Raw genomic sequence first — 22,207 nt, 5'->3', positions numbered from 1 at the left:
CAGCGGCTGCGCATAGACTTTTGCACGGATCAGTGCGCCGGGCTACCTGACAGAAATGACAGTCCCGACGAACGGTCGACCTAGATCGGGGCGGCCATCAGCCCGTGGATCATCCCCGGATCCGGCAGCACGGCGTGGCTCACCTGAACCTTTCGCGGCTTTTGCGTGGGGATGGCGGGCAATTGCGCTTGCTGGCCGTCGTAGATCAACACGCGATCGAGCTGGCCGTGGTCGAGGCAGAAATCCAGCAGGTCCAGTTTGCCGCCCGCCATGGCTGCGTTGACCAGCAGCAGGTCGAAGGGCTCGCTGGCGTACTCGACCAGGATCAGCAGTTCTTCCAGGCTCTGCACCGGCGCCACTGCGAAGTAGCCGAGCTGATTGAAGTGACGCTCGATCCGCAGCCGATTGAAGTGCTGTTCGTCCGCGATCAGGATGCGTGATGATTTTGGCAATATGACCTCCGCAGCGGGTCCGATTGATGAGGCGCGCAAGGCTACGGAAGAGGCTTGGGGGTTTCTGTAGGACTTTTCCTAAATACAGGGCCTCTTAGTTGGACGGGGTGGATTGGTTTGGTGCTGTCCACTGTCTGGCCCACCCCTTGTGGGAGCGGGCTTGCTCGCGAATGCGGTGTGTCATTCAAAGGTGATGTCGCCTGACACGGCCTCTTCGCGAGCAGGCTCGCTCCCGCAGGGAGAACATGCCCCACAACGCAAACACGCCCCCACTTCACTGCCACCCAAACCGCCGAATGTAGAACCCCTTCACCGCCTGCGTCAGCCCCATGTACGCCAGCAAAATCACCGGCAAGAACACAAAATACAACCCCGGCAACGCCTGCAGTTTGAAGTAATGCGCCAACGGCCCCATCGGCAAAAAGATCCCCACGGCCATGATAATCCCGGTCATCACCATCAACGGCGTCGCCGCGCGGCTCTGCAGGAATGGCACCTTCGGTGTGCGGATCATGTGCACGATCAACGTCTGGGTCAGCAGCCCCACCATGAACCAGCCAGACTGAAACAGCGTCTGGTGCTCCGGCGAATTGGCACCAAACACGTACCACATCAACGCATAGGTGGTGATGTCGAACACCGAGCTGATCGGCCCGAAAAACAGCATGAACCGCCCCACATCCGCCGGCTGCCAGCGTTGCGGTGCTGCCAGCATCTCGGCATCGACGTTATCGAACGCAATGGCGGTCTGCGAAATGTCGTACAGCAGGTTCTGCACCAGCAGGTGCATCGGCAGCATCGGCAGGAACGGAATGAACGCACTGGCCACCAGCACCGAGAACACGTTGCCGAAGTTGGAGCTGGCGGTCACCTTGATGTACTTGAGCATGTTGGCGAAGGTGCGCCGCCCTTCGAGCACGCCCTCTTCCAGCACCATCAGGCTCTTTTCCAGGAGGATGATGTCCGCCGCTTCCTTGGCGATGTCCACGGCGCTGTCCACCGAAATGCCGATGTCGGCGGTGCGCAGGGCCGGGGCGTCGTTGATGCCGTCGCCCATGAAGCCGACCACGTGGCCGGTGCCCTTGAGCAGGCGCACGATGCGTTCCTTGTGGGACGGCGTCAGTTTGGCGAAGACGTTGGTGTGTTCCACCGCCACCGCCAGTTCCGCGTCGCTCATGCGCTCGACGTCGTTGCCCAGCAGCAGGCCCTGTTGTTCCAGCCCGACTTCGCGGCAGATCTTCGCCGTCACCAGTTCGTTGTCGCCGGTCAGCACTTTCACCGCCACGCCATGCTCGGCCAGGGCCTTGAGCGCCGGTGCGGTGCTTTCCTTGGGCGGATCGAGAAACGCCACGTAGCCGATCAGCGTCAGTTGCTGCTCATCCGCCAGGCTGTAGGTATCGCGCCCTTCAATCATCGGCCGCGCGGCCACCGCCACCACCCGCAGACCTTCGGCGTTGAAGGTAGCGGTGACCTGGCGAATCCGCGCCAGCAGGTCTTCGCTTAAAACCTCATCCACCGTGCCGTGACGCACCCGGCTGCACACCGCCAGCACTTCCTCCACCGCCCCCTTGCAGATCAGCAGGTGCGGCTGATCACGCTCGGCGACCACCACCGACATGCGCCGGCGGGTGAAGTCGAAGGGAATCTCGTCGACCTTGCGAAACGCCGTGCCGACCTTCAATTCGCGGTGGATTTCCACGTGCTCGAGCACCGCCACATCCAGCAGGTTTTTCAGGCCGGTCTGGTAGTAGCTGTTCAGATAGGCCATTTCCAGCACGTCATCGGAGTCGTTGCCCCAGACGTCGACGTTGCGCGCCAGGAAGATCCTGTCCTGGGTCAGGGTGCCGGTCTTGTCGGTGCACAGCACGTCCATGGCGCCGAAGTTCTGGATCGCGTCCAGGCGTTTGACGATGACCTTTTTGCGCGACAGGAACACCGCGCCCTTGGCCAGGGTCGAGGTGACGATCATCGGCAGCATTTCCGGGGTCAGGCCCACGGCAATCGACAGCGCGAACAGCAGCGCTTCGGTCCAGTCGCCCTTGGTGAAGCCGTTGATGAACAGCACCAGCGGCGCCATGACGAACATGAAGCGGATCAGCAGCCAGCTGACTTTGTTGACTCCGGTCTGGAACGAGGTCGGTGCGCGATCGGTGGCGCCGACCCGCTGCGCCAGCGCGCCGAAATAGGTGTCGTTGCCGGTGGTGAGAATCAGCGCCATGGCCGTGCCAGACACCACGTTGGTGCCCATGAACAGAATGTTGTCCAGGTCCAGCGGGTTGAGGGTGTCGCGGTCCTGCTGACGGGGGAATTTCTCCACCGGCATCGATTCGCCGGTCATCGCTGCCTGGCTGACGAACAGGTCCTTGGCGCTGAGCACCCGGCAGTCGGCGGGAATCATGTCGCCGGCAGACAGCACGATCAGATCACCCGGCACCAGTTGCTTGATCGGCAGTTCCAGGCGCTGAGCGCCCTGCCCTTGCATGTCCCGGCGCAGCACGGTCGCGGTGTTGCTGACCATCGCCTTGAGCGCGTCGGCGGCCTGGTTGGACTTGGCTTCCTGCCAGAAGCGCAGCAGGGTCGAGAGCACCACCATGGAGAAAATCACCACGGCGGCTTTCAGGTCTTCGGTCAGCCAGGAGATCACCGCCAGCAAGGTCAGCAACAGGTTGAACGGGTTCTTGTAGCAATGCCAGAGATGAGTCCACCAGGGCAGCGGCTGTTCGTGCTCGACCTCGTTGAGGCCGAACTGCTCGCGCAGCACGTCGGCCTCTTCATCGCTCAAGCCATCGGTGTGGCTACCCAGGCGGGCGAGCAGCGGACCGGTATCGCTGTCGGCGGCGCTGACCAGGGTTTGTGCCAGGGTCGCAGGCACCTCGCGGCTGACCGTGGTGTCGGTGAAGTTTTCCAGCAGCGCCAGGCGACGGAAGTGCCGGGCGATGTGGCGGGTACGCAGGAATCCGGCGAAGAATTCCTTGAGCAGGGTCAGGTTCATGGCAGTTCCCCCAGGATCAGCCGGGAGACCGTCGAGCAGGCGTGTCGGTGCGCCGCGATGACGACAACAAGTCGAACATCACGCACGGTTCAGCGTCGATGAGAGGACGTCGGGAAGCCGACCGGGACCGGCCAGGCATCGGGAAGCCGCTGCTCGCTTTTACGGCGAGACAACGGCACGGAAAATCAGCGCGTTATCTTGCCGGGAAGGTGCCGGTTATCGAAACCGGCCGACTACTGTCACTCGAACAAGTACCCACTGTGGGTCTCCGCTATTGATGAAAACGCGCGAAGCTTACGCCCCGGTATTTGGAGAGTAAACCTGTTGCAGGATCTTGCACGGGGAATTGCGGGGTTCTTCAGGGCGGGTTCAGGAATGGCTGTTAAAAGCAAAAGATCGCAGCCTGCGGCAGCTCCAACAGGGGTACACATTCCAATGCAGGAGCTGCCGCAGGCTGCGATCTTTTAAAGGATCAACCCGGTATCAGCTGGCAGTCGCCAACAACAAATCCACCACCGACCGACTGTGCCCACGCTTCTTGCCATGGTCATACAGAGACCCGGCAATCTCATCCGCGCGAATCGGCAGGATCGACAGCAAGGTGTCGCTCAAGCCATGGCTGGCCTGGCAGAAGCCCTGCATATAGATGCCGGCCTTGCAGCGCTCGTCGGTGATCAGCTTGTAGTTGCGGTCGACCTCGAAATCCCCCAGGTACTGCTCCAGCGGCGCCAGGAGTTTGCGGTGCATCTGGCGTTCGTAACCGGTGGCCAGGACCACCGCGTCGTAGTGATGAACCGTGATTTCGCCGGTCGCCGTGTTGCGCACCGCCAGTTCGATGCCGCGCTCGTTGGCGGTGGCTTTCTCGATGGTGGTCAGGGTGCGGAACACATGGCGGTCGATGCCCGAGACTTTCTGCCGGTAGAAGATGCCGTAGATGCGCTCGATGAGGTCCAGGTCCACCACCGAGTAGTTGGTGTTGTGGTACTCGTTGACCAGCCGCTCACGCTCGCTGCTTTCCTGATTGAAGATCAGGTCGGTGAACTCCGGCGAGAACACCTCGTTGACGAACGGGCTGTCGTCCGCAGGCTTCAACGCCGAGCCGCGCAGGATCATGTCGACCTGCACTGACGGGAAGCTGTCGTTCAGATCGATGAAGGCTTCGGCAGCACTCTGCCCGCCGCCGACGATCGCGATGCTCATCGGCTGGTTGTTCACGCAAGGCTGCTTGGCCATCTGCGCCAGGTACTGCGAGTGGTGGAACACCCGGGCATCGCCCTTGAGCGCCTTGAACGCCTCGGGAATGCGCGGGGTGCCGCCAGTGCTGACCACCACCGAACGGGTGGTGCGCACATGCTGGTGCCCGGTCGAATCCCGGGAAATCACCCGCAGCGCCTCGACCTGCTCCTTGTGCAGCACCGGTTCGATGGTCAGCACTTCCTCGCCGTAGCGGCTCTGGTCTTCGAACTGCGCGGCGACCCAGCGCAAGTAGTCGTTGTACTCCATGCGGCACGGGTAAAAGGTGCCCAGGTTGATGAAGTCCACCAGGCGGCCGTGGGCCTTGAGGTAGTTGACGAAGGAGTAAGGGCTGGTCGGGTTGCGCAGGGTCACCAGGTCCTTGAGGAAGGAAATCTGCAACTCGCTCTGGGTCGACAGGGTGTTGCCGTGCCAGCTGTATTGGGCCTGCTTGTCGAGAAACAGCACATCCAGCTCGCCGTGGGTCGGGCCGCGTTCCTGCAGCGCGATGGCCAGTGCCAGGTTCGAAGGGCCGAAACCGACGCCGATCAGGTCGTGAACGAGGGGCGATGCAATTGCCTGTGTCATTTCCAGTGTCCTCTGGATGAACCCCGACGGAGGGGATAAGCCGAAGTGACCTGACCGGCCTTTGAGCAGGACAGCAAGTCGTTGATGAAGGGAACGAGGACAGTGAAATAAAATTTAACGTTTCGACGATTCAGCGCGAATCAATGGTTATCCCATTGGCGCATCCGCACCCGGCAATGCTTCATCGCATTGACGATGTGCTTCTCCACCAGCGCCTTGGAAATCCCCAGGCGTTCGGCGATTTCCGGATGCGACAGGCCATCGAGTTTGCGCAGCATGAAACTCTCGCGGCACAGGGCCGGCAGTTCCGCCAGGGCGCGCTGGAGCATGTCCAGGCGCTGGCCGTGGTCGAGATTGCTCAAAGGAGAGGGAGTGAAATAGCGCTCTTCGGTGTCGAGCACGTCCAGCGGCTCGGCCTGGCGCAGGGCGTTGCGCCGGTGATCGTCGATCACCAGATTCAGCGCGGTGCGATAGAGGAATGCCCGGGGCTGCTCGATCGGCGTGTCGCTGGAGCGCTCCAGCACGCGCAGATAAGCGTCATGCACCACATCTTCGGCGACCTCGCGGCTACCTAGCTTGGCGTTCAGGAAACACACCAGCTCCCGATAGTAGTTTTCCAACATGACTCCCGTCCGCACGGGTGCGGTTTGTGTCCTTGAGCCGAGCGATCGACCCGAAAACAGGCAATGGCGCGATAGTGGCAATTTGAAGTGCGTAATTTATAGTAATTCTCATATAGATTTAAAGCGTTGCTTTGTATTGCCCGACAAATTGTCGAATTACGCTCCTGCAGGGGGAGCAGGTGTTACGTGATGTTTCGGGGCTAAATTCGCCGGCCCTCACCTCGTCTACAGGTCAGCTCCCCGTCTCTGAACCCCTTGGCCGGAACCCTGCATGAAACGTCCCCGTCAGACCCGACGCGCCCTGCTTGTCGCCCTCAGCCTGATCCCCGTTGTCGCCGTCGCCGCCTGGCAGATTCTCCCGCCGGGGCGCGACAGTTTCGCCACCGTGCAGGTCAGCCGTGGCGATATCGAAAGCAGCGTCACCGCCCTTGGCACCCTGCAACCGCGGCGCTACGTCGATGTCGGTGCCCAGGCGTCGGGGCAGATTCACAAGATTCATGTGGAGGTCGGCGACCGGGTCAAGGAAGGCCAGCTGCTGGTGGAAATCGATCCGTCCACGCAGCAGGCCAAGCTCGACGCCGGGCGTTTTTCCATCGAGAACCTCAAGGCCCAGCTCGAAGAACAGCGCGCGCAGCACGAGCTGGCACGGCAGAAATTCCAGCGCCAGCAGAATCTCAAGGCAGGCGGCGCCACCCGCGAAGAAGACGTGCAGACCGCCCAGGCCGAACTGCGCGCGACCCAGGCGCGGATCGACATGTTCCAGGCGCAGATCCGCCAGGCCCAGGCCAGCCTGCGCAGCGATCAGGCCGAACTGGGCTACACGCGGATCTACGCGCCGATGTCCGGCACCGTGGTCGCCCTCGACGCCCGCGAAGGCCAGACCCTCAACGCCCAGCAGCAGACCCCGCTGATCCTGCGCATCGCCAACCTGTCGCCGATGACCGTGTGGGCCGAGGTTTCCGAAGCCGACATCGACCACGTCAAACCCGGCATGAACGCCTGGTTCACCACCTTGAGCGGCGGCACCCGGCGCTGGAAAAGCACGGTGCGGCAGATCCTGCCGGTGCCGCCCAAGCCGCTGGACCAGACCAGCCAGGGCGGCGGCAGCCCCGCCAGCTCCAGCAAAAGCGGCAGCGCCCGGGTGGTGCTGTACACCGTGCTGCTGGACGTGGACAACGCCGACAACGCGCTGATGGCGGAGATGACCACCCAGGTCTTTTTCGTCGCCGATCAGGCGCAGAACGTATTGACCGCCCCCATCGCCGCATTGCAAGCCGGCAGCCAGGCCGATCAACAGACGGCCCAGGTGGTGGCGCAGAACGGCAACATCGAACAACGCACGGTGCGCACCGGCATCAGCGACCGGCTGCGGGTGCAGATCCTCGACGGCCTGCAGGAAGGCGATCACCTGCTGATCGGCCCGGCCGACGGGAGTGGCGGTTGAATGCAGACGCCCCTGATCGAACTGCAGGACATCCGCAAGGCCTACGGCGGTGGCGACGCCCCTGAAGTGCATGTGTTGCGCGGCATCGACCTGTCGATCCATGCCGGTGAATTCGTGGCGATCGTCGGCGCCTCCGGGTCCGGCAAATCGACGCTGATGAACATCCTCGGCTGCCTCGACCGCCCGACTTCGGGCGAGTACCGCTTCGCCGGGGAAAACGTCGCCGCGCTGGACACCGACGAGCTGGCCTGGCTGCGCCGCGAAGCCTTCGGTTTCGTGTTTCAGGGCTATCACCTGATCCCGTCCGGCTCGGCCCAGGAAAACGTCGAGATGCCGGCGATCTACGCAGGCACCCCGGCCGCCGAACGCCACGCCCGCGCCGCCGCCCTGCTCGAACGCCTGGGGCTTGCCACGCGCACCGGCAACCGTCCGCATCAACTGTCCGGCGGTCAGCAACAGCGGGTGTCCATCGCCCGCGCGTTGATGAACGGCGGCCACATCATCCTCGCCGACGAACCCACCGGCGCCCTCGACAGCCACAGCGGCAAAGAGGTCATGGCGCTGCTGGACGAACTGGCGAGCCAGGGTCATGTGGTGATCCTGATCACCCACGACCGCGAAGTGGCGGCGCGGGCCAAGCGCATCATCGAAATTCGCGACGGCCTGATCATCAGCGACAGCGCCCGGGACAACCCCGAAGTCCAGCACTCGGCCAACGCCGGCGCCCTGCAGGCGGTGGATTTGCGCCAGCGCCTGAACGAAGGCGCCCAGGCCAACGGCGCCTGGAAAGGCGAGCTGGTCGATGCGGTGCAAGCGGCCTGGCGGGTGATGTGGATCAACAAGTTCCGCACCGCCCTGACCCTGCTCGGGATCATCATCGGCGTGGCGTCGGTGGTGGTGATGCTCGCCGTCGGCGAAGGCAGCAAGCGCCAGGTCATGGCGCAGATGGGCGCCTTCGGCTCGAACATCATTTATCTGAGCGGTTCGGCGCCCAATCCGCGAACGCCGTTGGGCATCATCACCCTGGACGAAGTTCGCGCCGTGGCCAGCCTGCCTCAGGTGATGCGGATCATGCCGGTCAACGGCCAGGAAGCCGGGGTGCGTTTCGGCAACCTCGATTACCTGAGCTACGTCGGCGGCAACGACACCAACTTCCCGGCGATCTTCAACTGGCCGGTGGTCGAAGGCAGCTATTTCACCGAGGCCGACGAACAGAACGCCGCGGCGGTGGCGGTGATCGGTCACAAGGTGCGCACCAAGCTGCTCAAGGACGTGGCCAACCCCATCGGCCAATACATCCTGATCGAGAACGTGCCGTTCCAGGTGGTCGGCGTGCTGGCGGAAAAAGGCGCCAGCTCCGGCGACTCCGACAGCGACGACCGCATCGCCATCCCCTACTCCGCCGCCAGCGTGCGCCTGTTCGGCACTCACAACCCGGAGTACATCGCGATTGCCGCCGCCGATGCGCGCAAGGTCAAGGAGACCGAGCACGCCATCGAACAGCTGATGCTGCGCCTGCACAACGGCAAGAAGGATTTCGAGCTGACCAACAACGCGGCGATGATCCAGGCCGAAGCGCGCACGCAGAACACCCTGTCGTTGATGCTCGGTTCGATCGCGGCGATTTCGCTGCTGGTGGGCGGCATCGGGGTGATGAACATCATGCTCATGACCGTGCGCGAACGGACCCGCGAAATCGGCATTCGCATGGCCACCGGCGCCCGTCAGCGCGACATCCTGCGCCAGTTCCTCACCGAGGCGGTGATGCTTTCGGTGGTCGGCGGGCTGACCGGCATCGCCCTGGCGCTGATCGTCGGCGGCGTGCTCGTACTCAGCGAAGTCGCTGTCGCGTTTTCCCTGATAGCGGTGCTGGGCGCCTTCGGCTGCGCGCTGGTCACCGGTGTCGTCTTCGGCTTCATGCCGGCCCGCAAGGCTGCCCGACTCGACCCGGTCACAGCCCTTACCAGTGAATGATTTCTCGATGAAGCCGTCCCTCAGTCTGTTGACCCTGTGTTTGATGCTCGCCGGCTGTGGCAGCCCCGCCCCGCGCCCGGACAGCGGCATCGCCCCGCCTTCCTCCTGGCAATCGCCCCATGACCAGGCGGCCGTGCGCAGCAACGCGCAATGGTGGAACCGCTTCGGCAGCCCGCAACTGGAACGCCTGGTCGAACAGGCGCGGGTCGGCAGTTATGACCTGGCGGCCGCCATCGCCCGGGTGCGCCAGGCCCAGGCCGAAACAGTGGTTGCCGGCGGTTCGCAGTTGCCGGAGGTCAAGTTCGCGGCAAACGCCAACCGCCAGAAACTGCTGCGCGGCAACGGCTACAGCCAGCTGGACGCCGACAGCAGCAACAAGGCTGTGGATTATTTCGATGCCAATCTGAGCGCCAGTTACGAGATCGATTTCTGGGGCGGCAAGCAGGCTTCGCGTGACAGTGCGCAGTTTGCGTTGCAGGCCAGTGAGTTCGATCAGGCGACAGTGGAACTGACTTTGCTCAGTGGTGTGGCCAATGGGTATGCGCAGACGTTGTCGTTGCAGGAGCAGAGCCGGATTGCCGAGCTGAATCTGGCCAATGCCCGCAGTGTGCTGCAGCTGGTGCAGACGCGCTTCGATTCAGGCTCGGCGACGGCCCTGGAGCTGGCGCAACAGAAGAGCCTGGTGGCGGCGCAGCAACGGCAATTGCCGCTGGTGCAGCAACAGGCGCAGGAAACGAAGATCAGCCTCGCCGCCCTGCTCGGCCGTCCGGTACAGACACTGGCGTTGGGCCGGGAAGGTTTCGATCAACTGACCTGGCCGGCCATCGATGCCGGCGTGCCCAGCCAGTTGCTCAGCCGCCGCCCGGACATCGCCAAGGCCGAAGCGGAACTGGCCGCCGCCCAGGCCGACGTCACCGTCGCCCGCGCCGCCATGTTGCCGACTGTGACCCTGAGTGCGGAAATCGGCTCCGGCGCCGACCGCGCCAATGACATCCTGCGCAGCCCCTTCTACAACCTCACCGCCGGGCTGCTGGCGCCGGTGTTCAACAACGGCCGCCTCGGCGCCGAACGCGACAAGGCCGCGGCCCGGCAGCAGGAACTGCTGGAGGACTATCGCGCGAGCATCATCAACGGCTTTGCCGATGTGGAAAAAGCGCTGAACAGCATTCGCGGACTGGACCAGCAGCGGCAGTGGCAAACCGAGGAATTGAGTCAGGCGCAGACGGCGTTTGATATTGCGCAGAGCCGGTATCAGGCGGGGGCTGAAGATTTGCTGACGGTGCTGGAGACGCAGCGCACGTTGTATGCGGCGCAGGATCTGAATGTGCAGCTGAGGTTGGCGCGGTTGCAGGCGAGTGTTGCGTTGTACAAGGCGTTGGGTGGGGGGTGGGAGCAGGCTCAGGATGGGGTGTTCCGATCAACGGGGGTGCCTGTAGGAGCTGTCGAGTGAAACGAGGCTGCGATCTTTTGAACAATCAAAATCAAAAGATCGCAGCCTGCGGCAGCTCCTACAGGGATTTGTGTCAGTCGCAGATGTTGCGTACACCCACAGATCAAGCCTGGCTCTGTCTGGCCTTCAAATGCCGGGCATACCAGGGCCTTTGCGGCACTTTGCGGAACAGGTCCTTGAGCTTCTTTTCATCCTCGCCAAAGGTAATGCGCAGCGCCAGTTTCATGGTTTCCGGGTCCATTTCCACCGACCGGCCCGCCTGCAATCCCGGCGTCGTGCTGCAACCGTGGGTGTCCGGGCCGAGCCAAGGGTCGTCGACCTCGACCCAGCGCCCCGGCGCAAACCACGGCACGCCGTTGACCTGCTGGCGCGTGACCTCACCCGGATGAAAGCGCTCATGGGCGCGGAACCAGTCTTCCAGGCGGTCGTCGATCCAGCCGTGGAAATGCCAGAACACCGGGCTCACATGGGAGGAAAACGGATCGCCGAGAAAGTCGTTCTCCGCCGCGAACCAGCGCGCGGAAAAGTCCGACGGATCCCGGGCGAACGGCACCGGCTGGCCGTTGGACGGATCCCGAGGCACCGAGGCCCAGCGCATGTGCAGCCAGTCGTGCAGCCCCAGCTCCACCTCGGAACCGAACTGCCCCAACGTCAGCTTCGACAGATAACGCGGGTCGCGGTACTGCGATTCCCAGACCTGGAAATTGCTGTGATAGGTCTCGGCGGTCTTGATGTCGCTGACCCACTGCGAGTACTCGTCATCGTCCTCGGCCAGCCAGGTCGGCGGCAGCGCGGTGCCGTCGTGGTTGTCGAAGTAATTGGCGAAGCCGATACGATCCCGGGCCAGCTCCGGTTGCGGTAGCGGAAACTGCGTCCACGATGGCAGATCCTGAATCGAACGCGCCGTGCCGAGCATGTGCCGGTGCATGAAGAAAAAATCCACGCCGGAACCATTGCGATCCTTGCGCGTGCCACGGGCATCTCGTTCTTTGTCACGAGGGCCAGGCTGCCAGCCGATGCCGCGCAGGGCCTCGCGCTTGTCTTCGGGCAAGGTGTGCCATTTGTCCCGGGAGGCATGCCAGAGCTGATGGAACAGGCGATGTTCGGGCGACGTCAGCCAAGCCAATAGCGGCGCGCTCAGGCCGGTGCGTTCCCGGGCTTCGGGGAACACACGCTTGACGGCGATGAAGCGGTTGTCCTGGGCGGTCAGCATCAACGGCCGATCCAGATCCAGCACCCGCCCGCTCAACGAACCGCTGCCGGCATTACCGAACGCGGCCCAGACTTCGTCCAGCGCCATGCTGAATTCGTAATCGCAGCTGCCATTGGCGCTGAGCAGTCGCCAGCTCAATTGCGCTGGCTTGCCTGCGGCCAGATCGCCGAGCACCCGATAACGCGGCGCCTCACTGGAGCGCAATCGCTCGGCGGTATCGAGAAAGCCGATCAGCCCGCGGCCCTTGTGGCCGATGTCGAGAAACACTTCCAGGCCATGAGCGGGCAGGCCTTCAAGCCCGGCGTCGCGGCCTTCGAAACGGATCTGCCAGACACCGCGCAGCGAGTCGGCCAGACGCTGGCCGGCCACGTCCGCGACATCGAACGAGGCCTCGCCGGGGGTGATCGTCGGGTCCGGCTTCGTCCATTGGCGATGCCCATAAAAAACCGCAGGCACGGCCGCGCCGGTCAGCGCCAGGCCCGCCATGAACCATCGTCGAGAAATCGTCATTGCCCTACCTGTGTCAGCCATGGAGCAGGCTTTATCCCAGCTAGAACGTTTGTTGCGCTCTTAAATTTATGGTGACGTCAAAAGATCGCAGCCTTCGGCAGCTCCTGCATTTGGAATGCGTACCCCTGTAGGAGCTGCCGAAGGCTGCGATCTTTTCAAAGACCACCTAAATTCCCCGCCCGACCACTCGTTCTCCCCAGATAGCAAAGGCCCCCGCGCCTGCACCCCGACGGCGAACTGACTGAGACGGCAATGACTACACCACGCTCGAAAAAGGCTCTTTTCATCGGCCTGCCGCTGGCCCTGGCGATCGGCGCCGGGGCAGGCTTCGCGGCCTGGGATTACTGGTTCAGGGGCAACCCCGGTTACCCGGCCAAGGTGATGAAACAGGCCGATGAACTGCACGAGCGCCTGCTCTCGTTCGACAGCCACATCACCGTGCCGATGGATTTCGGCACCGCCGGCAACGAGGCGGACAAAGATGGCAGTGGCCAGTTCGATCTGGTCAAGAGCGGGCGCGGGCGATTGTCCGGCGCGGCGCTGACGATCTTCGGCTGGCCGGAAATCTGGAACGGCCCCAACGCGCCGCACCGCCCGACCGCAGGCTTCATCGAAGAGGCGCGCTTCGAGCAGGAGACCCGCTACAAGATCATCAGCGCCATGGTCCGCGACTACCCCAATCAGGTCGCCATCGCCTACACCCCCGAGGATTTCCGGCGCCTGCACGGCGAAGGCAAGTTCGCGATCTTCATGAGCATGCTCAACGCCTACCCGCTGGGCAACGACCTCAACGCCCTGGACAAATGGGCGGCCCGGGGCATGCGCATGTTCGGCTTCAGCTACGTGGGCAACAACGCCTGGGCCGACTCGTCGCGGCCGCTGCCGTTCTTCAACGATTCCCGCGATGCCCTCGGTGGCCTGTCGGAGATCGGCAAGCAGGCGGTGCATCGCCTCAACGACCTCGGGGTGATCATCGATGTGTCGCAGATGTCGACCAAGGCCCTGGAACAGGTGGCGCATCTGAGCCGCACACCGATGGTGGCCTCGCACTCCGCGCCCCGAGGCCTGGTGGACATCCCGCGCAACCTGAGCGACCACGAAATGCAACTGATCAAGGACAGCGGCGGCGTGGTGCAGATCGTCGGCTTCCCCACCTACATCCGCCCGCTGAGCCAGGCCACCCAGGACAAGCTCAACGCCCTGCGCGCGCGCTTCGATCTGCAACCGCTGCAAGGCCTGGAAATGGCGTTGATGCCGGGCGATCCGATCATCACCGTCTGGCCCGAGCAGCGTTTCGGCGAATACGCCAGCCAGCTCTACGCCATCGTCGACGAGGAGCCCAAGGCCACCCTCAAGGACTACGGCGACGCGATTGACTATGCGGTGAAAAAGATCGGCATCGACCATGTCGGAATCAGCTCCGACTTCAACGACGGCGGCGGCCTCGATGGCTGGAAGGACGTCAGCGAAGTGCGCAACGTGACCGCCGAGCTGATCAGCCGCGGCTACAGCGAAGCGGACATCGCCAAGCTCTGGGGCGGCAACTTCCTGCGGGTCTGGGATCAGGTCGAGAAATCCGCGCGACCGGTCGCCAAAAACTGAAGCCACTTTTGCCTAGCGAATTCCAAGCCATGACCAACCGACGTTCCTTCCTCAAACAGGCCGGCATTCTCGCCGCCGGCCTGCCCCTGACTGCCGGGGTGAACCTGCCGGCGCTGGCCGCCAGTTCGCCGCCCGTGGTCAAGGGCAAATGGATGCAGTTGCGCCAACTGTTCAATCAGGACCCGGACTATCTGCACTTCGCCAACTTTCTGGTGACGTCGCACCCGACACCGGTGCGCAACGCCATCGACCTGCACCGCGCCAGCATCGACCGCAACCCCGGTCGCGCCATGGACTGGGATCTGCAGGAGACCGAGAAACGCGAGCACAACGTACGGGTCTGGGCCGGGCGCTATTTGAACGCCAAGCCCGAGCAGATCGCCCTCACCGGCAGCACCACCGAAGGCCTGGCGATGATCTACGGTGGCATCCATGTGCGCCCGGATCAGGAAATTCTGGTCAGCGAGCACGAGCACTACTCGACCAACTACACCCTGGAATTCCGTCAGCAACGCCAGGGCACCCAGGTGCGCAAGCTCAAGCTGTTCGAGAACAGTCGCGATGTATCAGTGGATGAAGTGCTGGGCTCGATCGCCAGCGGTATCCGCCCGGAAACTCGGGTGCTGGGCATGACCTGGGTGCAATCGGGCAGTGGTGTGAAGTTGCCGATCGGCGAGATCGGCAAGCTGGTGGATGAGTTGAATCGCAAGCGCGACGAGAAGGATCGCATTCTTTATGTGGTCGACGGGGTGCACGGGTTTGGCGTCGAGGATCTGGATTTTCCCGACATGCACTGCGATTTTTTTATCGCCGGCACCCACAAATGGATGTTCGGACCGCGTGGCACCGGGATCATCTGTGCGCGCTCGGCCGAGGTGAAGGACGTCACGCCGATCATTCCGACCTTCTCCGAAGCGACCACCTTCTCGACCATCATGACTCCCGGCGGTTACCACAGTTTCGAGCATCGCTGGGCGGCGGATGAGGCGTTCAAGTTGCATCTGGATCTGGGGAAGGCGTCCGTACAGTCGCGGATTCATGAGCTCAACAGCTATGCCAAGAATCGCCTGCTGGAACAGCCGCGGATTGAGTTGGTGACGCCGCAGAGCCCGCAGTTGTCCGCCGGGTTTACGTTCTTCCGGGTCAAGGCGCAGAGCTGTGAAAAAGTCGCCTCCGAGCTGATGCAGAACCGCGTGGTGTGCGACGCGGTGGAACGCGACGCCGGGCCGGTGGTGCGCATTGCACCTGGCTTGCTCAACAGCGAAAACGAGATCGACCGGTTCATGGCGCTGCTCAACAAAACCGCCTGACCGGAAAAACCTTCCCTGAAATGCGTTCCCTTGTGGTGAGGGGGCTTGTCGAAACGTCGCAGGTCACCTTCCACAGGCTCATCACCGCAGGTAGCCCGTCCCCGCGTTTTGACTAATCGAGATGACTCATGACCCTCAATTTATTAGCTCTGTCAGCCCTGACAGCCCTCCTCTCCACCACCACCCAGGCCGCCACCCCACCGCAACCCGGCAAAGTCTTCAAGGACTGCCGCAACTGCCCCGAAATGGTCGTCCTCCCCGCCGGCACCTTCACCATGGGCACCCCGGACGACGAGGTCGGCCGCGAACCCGATGAAGGCCCGATGCACGACGTCACCTTCGCCAGACCCTTCGCCATGAGCCGTTTCCAGATCACCGCCGGCGAGTGGGACAGTTATGTGAAGGAGAGTGGCGTGACCATCGCCAACGGCGACACCCGCCCGGGCCGCGAGTGCATCGCCAGCAAACCGCGCTATCCGCAGAGCCCGCGCCAGCCGGCGGTGTGCATGAATTTTTACGACGTGAAGAACTACGTCGCCTGGCTGTCGAAAAAGACCGGACAGAAATACAGCATGGTCAGCGAAGCCCAGCGCGAATACGCCGCCCGAGGCGGCACCAAGGGCCCGTTCCCCTTCCCGTTCGACGAAGGCAAGGAATACAGCATCGCGAAACACGCCAACACCTACGGCCCGGCGGACGGCTACAGCTACAGCTCGCCGGTGGGCAGCTACCCGCCCAACGCCTTCGGCATGTACGACATGCACGGCAACGTCTACGAATGGGTCGAGGACTGCGAACACCCCAACTACGTCGGCGCCCCCACCGACGGCAGCGCCTGGCTGGAAGCCAACTGCGAAGCCGTACGCATCCGCGGCAACGACTGGGGCGAAGCACCGGTCTTCTCCCGCTCCGGCAACCGCAACAGCCAGTACCCGCAGGAACGTGGCGACTGGATGGGCTTTCGCGTAGTACGCGAACTCTGACCCACACCCCGTCCCTTGTAGCAACTGGCCAAGCCTGCGTTCGGCTGCGCAGCAGACGTGAAATCAGGCACCGCGGTCTTGCAGATAGAACCGGTGCACAGGTTTCGCGACTGCCGCGCAGCCGAACGCAGGCTTCGTCAGTTGCTACAGGTCCGTGTTGCGACGCCCCCCATCCCTCCCCTCTAAATTCCCTCCCGCACCACACGTTCTACTGGGTATCTGCCTTCCGACCCAAGGAACTGTCTTCCATGACCCAGCCCACCCGAGGCGCCATCGGCGAATTGTTCGCCCTGCTCAAACCCTTTCGACTCATCGTCACCGCTTCCATCATCCTGGGCATGGTCGGTGGCCTGAGCGTCACGGTGCTGCTGGCGACCATCAACAACGCATTGCATTCGGACAGCGGCCTGACCCAGGGCGTGGTCGCGCTGTTTGCCGGGCTGTGCCTGTTGGCGCTGGCCAGTTCGATCTGTTCGGACATCGGCACCAACTACGTCGGCCAGCACATCATCGCCAAGCTGCGCAAACAGCTGGGCGAGAAGGTGCTGTCGGCGCCGATCGAACAGATCGAACGCTACCGCAGCCACCGCCTGATCCCGGTGCTGACCCACGACGTCGACACCATCAGCGACTTCGCCTTCGCCTTCGCGCCGCTGGCGATTTCCGTCACCGTGACCCTGGGCTGCATGGGCTACCTGGCGATCCTGTCGTGGCCGATGTTCCTGATCATGGTCGCCGCGATCCTCATCGGCACCGCCATCCAGGCCTACGCCCAGAGCAAGGGCGTACAGGGTTTCATGGCCGCCCGGGAAGCCGAGGACGAATTGCAGAAGCACTACAACGCCATCGCCGAGGGCGCCAAGGAACTGCGCATTCACCGCCCGCGTCGCCAGCGCATGTTCAGCTCGGGGATCAAGGGCACCGCCGAGTTCATCTGCAACACCCAAGTGCGTTCGATCAACACCTTCGTGATCGCCAAGACCTTCGGCTCGATGCTGTTCTTCGTGGTGATCGGCCTGGCCCTGGCCCTGCAAACCTTCTGGCCGAGCGCCGACAAAACCGTGATGAGCGGTTTCGTGCTGGTGCTGCTGTACATGAAAGGCCCGCTGGAACACCTGATCAGCACCCTGCCGATCGTGAGCCGCGCGCAGATCGCCTTCCGCCGCATCGCCGAGTTGTCCGAGCAATTCTCCACCCCGGAACCGCACCTGCTGCTCAGCGACAAGACCGACGCCAAACCTGCCGTGCAGGAACTGCAACTGGCGGACGTACGCTACGCCTTCCCTTCCGTGGACGGTACCGCGCCGTTCCAGCTGGGGCCGGTCAACCTGTCGATCAAACAGGGCGACATCACCTTCATCGTCGGCGAGAACGGTTGCGGCAAGACCACGCTGATCAAGCTGCTGCTGGGTCTGTACACGCCGCAACAGGGGCAGATCCGGGTCAACGGCGAGGCCATCGACGCGCACAACCGCGATGACTATCGCCAGCTGTTCACCACGGTCTTCGCCGATTACTACCTGTTCGACGACGTGGTCCAGGGCGACACGCACATTCCCGAAGACGCCAACAAATACCTGGAACGCCTGGAGATCGCGCACAAGGTCAGGGTCAAGGACGGCAGCTTCACCACCACCGACCTCTCCACCGGCCAGCGCAAACGCCTGGCGCTGGTCAACGCCTGGCTGGAAGAGCGCCCGGTGCTGGTGTTCGACGAATGGGCCGCCGACCAGGACCCGACCTTCCGCCGGATTTTCTACACCGAGCTGCTGCCGGATCTGAAACGCCTGGGCAAGACCATCATCGTGATCTCCCACGACGACCGCTATTTCGATGTGGCCGACCAGCTGGTGCGCATGGAGCGCGGGCGGGTGGTGACCGAGTTGATGCCGGCCTGACCGCTGATTTCAAACTTCATGACGGCCCCATGCAGGCGCTGCCGAAGGCTGCGATCTTTTGATCTTGCTCTTTAAAAGATCGCAGCCTCGTTGCACTCGACAGCTCCTGCACAGGGGATCGGAGTCCATCTCGAAAATTTTTTTGCAGGTTTCTTTCCGGTTTTCCAACGACGTCCCGTCTTAATAATCATTCCTATTAACAAAAACTCTGCACGACACTTTCTCAGGAGCACTGGTAAGTAATGCGATCTCTTCCACGCCGCACACCTCTCGCGCTGGCCGTACAGCGCCCGTCCTTGCACAAGACCCTGTTGACCAGCGTACTGCTGACCGCCACGTTGCTGGGGAGCACGATGGCCAACGCAGCACCGGTAAAAGTGAGCATCGCCGTGCAGCCGCTGTCCAGCGCACTGACCGAACTGGGCATGCAGACCAACCTGCAGATCCTCTACAGCCCGGATCAGGTCGCCGGCATCAAGTCCCGTGCGGTGTCCGGTTCGCTGGAGCCTTCCGCGGCGCTGGCCGAGATGCTCAAGGGCACCGGCATTTCGTTCCAGATCAACGGCAACAGCGTGACCCTGATCTCCGGCGGTTCCTCGAGCCTGCAACTGGGCGCGACCACCATTTCCGGCCAGGCCCTGGGCCTGGTCACCGAAGACACCGGTTCCTACACCACCGGCGCCACCACCACCGCCACCAAGCTGCCGCTGACCATTCGCGAAACCCCGCAAACGGTGACCGTGGTGACCCGTCAGCAAATGGACGACCAGGGCTCAAAGAGCGTGGGTGATGTCCTGCGCAACACGCCGGGCGTCACCATGCAGAAATACGACAGCGACCGTACCGAGTTTTCCGCGCGCGGTTTCGCCATCACCAACTTCCAATACGATGGCGTGAACATTCCCTACGACGGCGTTTACGGCGAAAACCCGAACAACTCCGACGACGCCGCCAGCCTGGACCGCGTTGAAGTGATCAAGGGCGCGACCGGCCTGATGACCGGCGCCGGCGATCCGGCCGCCACCGTCAACCTGGTGCGCAAGAAGCCGACCAAGGAATTCAAGGCCTCGGTCAGCGGCACCGTCGGTTCCTGGGACAACTACCGCACCGAAGGCGACATCTCCGGTTCGCTCAACGATAGCGGCAGCGTGCGCGGTCGTTTCGTCGGCGCCTACCAGGACAAGGATTCGTACATCGATCACTACAGCCAGAAGAAAGACCTGTACTACGGGATCCTCGAGGCCGACCTGACCGACGACACCCTGCTGACCCTGGGCGTCGACAAATCCAGCGCCACCCCGCGCGGCAGTTCCTGGACCGGCAACTCGCCGTTCTTCACCGACGGTGGCCGCACCGATTTCTCCCGCAGCTTCAACCCGGGCGCCGACTGGAGCCGTCGTGATTTCGACAGCACCACCTACTTCGCCTCCCTGGAACAGGCCTTGGCCAACGACTGGAAGCTCAAGCTCAGCCTGGACCAGAAAACCACCGACCACGACACCCAACTGGCCTCGGCCAGCGGCGGCAACCCGGATCGCGCCACCGGCGAAGGCATGTTCTTCTACTGGGGTCGCTGGGAAGGCCATCGCGTACAGAACACCGCCGACATCAACGTCTCCGGCCCGTTCTCCCTGGGCGGCCGCGAGCATGAACTGGTGGCGGGTTTCATGACCTCTCACTCGCGTCAGACCGGCGCCACCTACGACACCAGTGCCTTCGAGCTGGTGCCGGGCAACATCTTCGACTGGGAAGGTCACCTGGCCAAACAGGAGTTCCCGAAGAACGGCAAGTACGAGCGCACCCAGAGCCAGAACGGTCTCTACCTGGCCACCCGCCTGCGCCCGACCGACGATCTGTCGTTCATCCTCGGTGGTCGTCTGAGTACCTTCAAGTACAACGAGGACTACACCTACTACCCGGGCGCAGGCCTGGCTGATACCCACGCCAGCTACAAGGAACACGGTGTGGTCACGCCTTACGCCGGTGTGGTCTACGACCTGAACAACACCTACTCGGTGTACGCCAGCTACACCAACATCTACCAGCCGCAGATCTACAAGGACGCCAGCGGCAAGACCCTGGAGCCGGTAGAAGGCAATGCCTACGAGACCGGTATCAAGGCCGCCTACTTCGAAGGCAAGCTCAACGCCAGCCTGGCGCTGTTCCGCATCGAGCAGGACAACGTCGCGCAGTATGTGACCACCAACACCGATACCGGCCAGGACGTCTACAAGCCGATCGCCGGTGCCACCACCGAAGGTCTGGAACTGGAAATGGCCGGCGAACTGGCCGAAGGCTGGAACGTGTCGGCCGGCTATACCTACGCCCGTACCCGTGACGATGACGAGCAGCGCATCTTCGGCTTCCCGCTGGCCACCACCAAGCCGGAACACGTGATCCGCACCTTCACCACCTACCGCCTGCCCGGCGCGCTGGACCAGTTCACCGTCGGCGGCGGGGTCAGCTGGCAGAGCTCGTTCTACGGCCAGACCTTCAACCCGAGCGTGGATGGCAGCGGCGAAGGCGCCACCGTCAACCTCAAGCAAGGCGGCTACACCCTCGTCGACCTGATGACCCGCTTTCAGTACGACGAACACCTGAGCTTCACCGCCAACGCCAACAACGTCTTCGACAAGAAGTACCTGACGGGCCTGGGCAACTTCGGCACCACCTTCTACGGCGAGCCGCGCAACTTCCAGCTGACGGCCAAGTACGACTTCTGAGCCTGAGCTGAAAACCAAAATGCCCGCGTTGAGAGATGCGGGCATTTTTTTTGGGTTGGGATTTGTGTTGCATTTAAGGCCACCTTCGGCAGCGCCTACACCGATTCCCTGCAGGAGCTGCCGAAGGCTGCGATCTTTTGATCTTCAGCTCAGATTTTCGAACGCACCCACCTCGCCGCTTCGTCATGAATCCCCGCCACCTCCCCCAACAACCCCGCCATGCGCAAAAAGTCATGGGTCATGCCCGGCTGTTCGAGCAAGGTCATGTCATTGCCGGCAGCGCGCAAACGCTCGGCGTAGGCCAGGCCTTCGTCGTGCAGTGGATCATGGCCGGCGAGGTAGACCAGGGCCGGGGACAGGCCGGAGAGGTCTTCGGCCAGCAATGGCGAGCAGCGCCAGTCGGCGAGATCCGCCGGGGTGCGGGCGTAGTGGGCGTAGAACCAGTCCAGCGTCGGGGTTTCCAGCAGGTAGCCTTCGGCGAAGTCCCGGTGGGAGGCGCGGTGGGTGGTGGCGTCGGTGACAGGGTAGACCAGCAGTTGGGCCTTGGGGTTGAGGCGCAGATCTTCGGGTTGGCGTACGGCGATCAGCGACAGGACGGTGGCCAGGGTGGCGCCGACGCTGTCGCCGGCCAGGGCCGTGCGGTTGGCGTCCAGGCCGTGGGCGGCGCCTTCGCGGACGAGCCAGTTGCCCGCGTCGCAAGCGTCATGCACCGGGGTCGGAAATTTCCATTCCGGGGCGAGGCGGTAATCGACGGTCAGCAGGGCGAAACCGCCCTGGGCGGCGAGGCGACGGCAGAGGGCATCGTGGGAGTCGAGGCTGCCGACGACGTAGCCGCCGCCGTGGAAATACAGCATCACCGGTTGCAGGCCGTCGACCGCCTGGCCGTTGCGGTACAGGCGCGCGGCCAGGCTGTGGCCGTCGCGGGCGGGAATGGTGAAGTTTTCGCAGGTAATGGTGGTCAGCGGCACGTCGAGAAAGCCCGAGGCGGCCTCGAAGTCCAGGCGTGCCTGTTGTGGGGTTTGTTCGTGCATGGGGCGGCTTTTGCCGGTGAGGCGGCCGAATTCGGCGAGTTCGAGGAAGGCTTCAAGTTCTGGCAGTACGGGCATTGGAGAGTCCTATGAAAATACAGGTAAAAATCGGACCTGTAGGAGCGAGGCTTGCCCGCGAAGGCGATCTCAGGTACGCCATCGCGGGCCAACCCCCCCCCCACAA

Annotated in this window: 13 protein-coding genes and 1 pseudogene; 8 read left to right on the top strand and 6 right to left on the bottom strand. The window is 63.1% G+C overall.

Annotated features, from left to right (window positions below):
• Positions 1 to 42: 42 nt before the first annotated feature.
• The 4 genes and pseudogenes from HNO86_RS14425 to HNO86_RS14410 form a co-directional block, all read right to left on the bottom strand.
• Positions 43 to 455: pseudogene (locus HNO86_RS14425) on the bottom strand (response regulator).
• Positions 456 to 726: 271 nt separating this feature from the next.
• On the bottom strand, positions 727 to 3,444 hold the full coding sequence (mgtA, locus tag HNO86_RS14420) for a magnesium-translocating P-type ATPase (RefSeq protein WP_175377614.1): 2,718 nt from the start codon (positions 3,442 to 3,444) through the stop codon (positions 727 to 729).
• Positions 3,445 to 3,927: 483 nt separating this feature from the next.
• A complete protein-coding gene (locus tag HNO86_RS14415) occupies positions 3,928 to 5,265 on the bottom strand; it encodes a lysine N(6)-hydroxylase/L-ornithine N(5)-oxygenase family protein (RefSeq protein ID WP_175377613.1) in 1,338 nt (445 codons plus the stop codon).
• 140 nt (positions 5,266 to 5,405) lie between these two features.
• A complete protein-coding gene (locus HNO86_RS14410; protein WP_175377612.1) occupies positions 5,406 to 5,888 on the bottom strand; it encodes a sigma-70 family RNA polymerase sigma factor in 483 nt (160 codons plus the stop codon).
• A 271-nt stretch (positions 5,889 to 6,159) separates the two neighbouring features.
• Between HNO86_RS14410 and HNO86_RS14405 the strand changes: the two genes are divergently transcribed.
• Genes HNO86_RS14405 through HNO86_RS14395 form a run of 3 tightly spaced genes read left to right on the top strand, consistent with a single transcriptional unit; the run spans position 6,160 to position 10,756 of the window.
• The gene (locus HNO86_RS14405; RefSeq protein ID WP_175377611.1) at positions 6,160 to 7,332 is read left to right on the top strand and encodes an efflux RND transporter periplasmic adaptor subunit; all 1,173 of its coding nucleotides are present in this window, start codon (positions 6,160 to 6,162) and stop codon (positions 7,330 to 7,332) included.
• Positions 7,333 to 9,306: a MacB family efflux pump subunit gene (locus tag HNO86_RS14400; protein WP_175377610.1), complete on the top strand. Its 1,974-nt coding sequence runs from the start codon at positions 7,333 to 7,335 to the stop codon at positions 9,304 to 9,306.
• Between the two features lie 7 nt (positions 9,307 to 9,313).
• Positions 9,314 to 10,756, top strand: a complete 1,443-nt coding sequence (locus HNO86_RS14395) for an efflux transporter outer membrane subunit (RefSeq protein WP_175377609.1) — start codon at positions 9,314 to 9,316, stop codon at positions 10,754 to 10,756.
• Positions 10,757 to 10,859: 103 nt separating this feature from the next.
• Here HNO86_RS14395 and HNO86_RS14390 read toward each other — a convergent pair whose 3' ends face one another.
• Positions 10,860 to 12,479 (bottom strand): PvdJ/PvdD/PvdP-like protein, encoded by a 1,620-nt coding sequence (locus HNO86_RS14390; RefSeq protein WP_175377608.1) that lies wholly within the window; start codon positions 12,477 to 12,479, stop codon positions 10,860 to 10,862.
• 252 nt (positions 12,480 to 12,731) lie between these two features.
• Here HNO86_RS14390 and pvdM point away from each other — a divergent pair, with 252 nt between their 5' ends.
• The 5 genes from pvdM to HNO86_RS14365 all read left to right on the top strand — a co-directional run bounded on the left by pvdM (position 12,732) and on the right by HNO86_RS14365 (position 20,995).
• Positions 12,732 to 14,081 carry a pyoverdine-tailoring dipeptidase-like protein PvdM gene (gene pvdM, locus HNO86_RS14385; protein WP_175377607.1) on the top strand — a complete coding sequence of 450 codons (1,350 nt, stop codon included), beginning with the start codon at positions 12,732 to 12,734 and terminating at the stop codon, positions 14,079 to 14,081.
• A gap of 29 nt (positions 14,082 to 14,110) precedes the next feature.
• Entirely contained in the window at positions 14,111 to 15,391 is a 1,281-nt protein-coding gene (locus HNO86_RS14380) for an aminotransferase class V-fold PLP-dependent enzyme (RefSeq protein WP_175377606.1), read from the top strand.
• Positions 15,392 to 15,519: 128 nt separating this feature from the next.
• Positions 15,520 to 16,374 (top strand): formylglycine-generating enzyme family protein, encoded by an 855-nt coding sequence (locus tag HNO86_RS14375; RefSeq protein WP_175377605.1) that lies wholly within the window; start codon positions 15,520 to 15,522, stop codon positions 16,372 to 16,374.
• 248 nt (positions 16,375 to 16,622) lie between these two features.
• Entirely contained in the window at positions 16,623 to 18,272 is a 1,650-nt protein-coding gene (locus HNO86_RS14370) for a cyclic peptide export ABC transporter (RefSeq protein WP_175377604.1), read from the top strand.
• Positions 18,273 to 18,514: 242 nt separating this feature from the next.
• Positions 18,515 to 20,995 carry a TonB-dependent siderophore receptor gene (locus HNO86_RS14365; RefSeq protein WP_175377603.1) on the top strand — a complete coding sequence of 827 codons (2,481 nt, stop codon included), beginning with the start codon at positions 18,515 to 18,517 and terminating at the stop codon, positions 20,993 to 20,995.
• Positions 20,996 to 21,144: 149 nt separating this feature from the next.
• Here HNO86_RS14365 and HNO86_RS14360 read toward each other — a convergent pair whose 3' ends face one another.
• Positions 21,145 to 22,101 (bottom strand): alpha/beta hydrolase, encoded by a 957-nt coding sequence (locus tag HNO86_RS14360; RefSeq protein ID WP_175377602.1) that lies wholly within the window; start codon positions 22,099 to 22,101, stop codon positions 21,145 to 21,147.
• Positions 22,102 to 22,207: the final 106 nt, after the last annotated feature.

The sequence above is a fragment of the Pseudomonas sp. C1C7 genome, from assembly GCF_013359595.1.
Lineage (GTDB): Bacteria > Pseudomonadota > Gammaproteobacteria > Pseudomonadales > Pseudomonadaceae > Aquipseudomonas.
The sequence above is the reverse complement of the archived record's forward strand: the minus strand, read 5'-3'. Positions and strand labels throughout refer to the sequence as shown.

What these genes read in the sequence shown, in the direction of transcription:
- pvdM (WP_175377607.1), top strand. Translation starts at nt 12,732, where the DNA reads ATGACTACACCACGCTCGAAAAAGGCTCTTTTCATCGGCCTGCCGCTG.
- HNO86_RS14390 (WP_175377608.1), bottom strand. Translation starts at nt 12,479, where the DNA reads ATGACGATTTCTCGACGATGGTTCATGGCGGGCCTGGCGCTGACCGGC.
- HNO86_RS14360 (WP_175377602.1), bottom strand. Translation starts at nt 22,101, where the DNA reads ATGCCCGTACTGCCAGAACTTGAAGCCTTCCTCGAACTCGCCGAATTC.
- HNO86_RS14410 (WP_175377612.1), bottom strand. Translation starts at nt 5,888, where the DNA reads ATGTTGGAAAACTACTATCGGGAGCTGGTGTGTTTCCTGAACGCCAAG.
- HNO86_RS14380 (WP_175377606.1), top strand. Translation starts at nt 14,111, where the DNA reads ATGACCAACCGACGTTCCTTCCTCAAACAGGCCGGCATTCTCGCCGCC.
- HNO86_RS14405 (WP_175377611.1), top strand. Translation starts at nt 6,160, where the DNA reads ATGAAACGTCCCCGTCAGACCCGACGCGCCCTGCTTGTCGCCCTCAGC.
- HNO86_RS14370 (WP_175377604.1), top strand. Translation starts at nt 16,623, where the DNA reads ATGACCCAGCCCACCCGAGGCGCCATCGGCGAATTGTTCGCCCTGCTC.
- HNO86_RS14375 (WP_175377605.1), top strand. Translation starts at nt 15,520, where the DNA reads ATGACCCTCAATTTATTAGCTCTGTCAGCCCTGACAGCCCTCCTCTCC.
- HNO86_RS14415 (WP_175377613.1), bottom strand. Translation starts at nt 5,265, where the DNA reads ATGACACAGGCAATTGCATCGCCCCTCGTTCACGACCTGATCGGCGTC.
- HNO86_RS14400 (WP_175377610.1), top strand. Translation starts at nt 7,333, where the DNA reads ATGCAGACGCCCCTGATCGAACTGCAGGACATCCGCAAGGCCTACGGC.
- HNO86_RS14395 (WP_175377609.1), top strand. Translation starts at nt 9,314, where the DNA reads ATGAAGCCGTCCCTCAGTCTGTTGACCCTGTGTTTGATGCTCGCCGGC.
- mgtA (WP_175377614.1), bottom strand. Translation starts at nt 3,444, where the DNA reads ATGAACCTGACCCTGCTCAAGGAATTCTTCGCCGGATTCCTGCGTACC.
- HNO86_RS14365 (WP_175377603.1), top strand. Translation starts at nt 18,515, where the DNA reads ATGCGATCTCTTCCACGCCGCACACCTCTCGCGCTGGCCGTACAGCGC.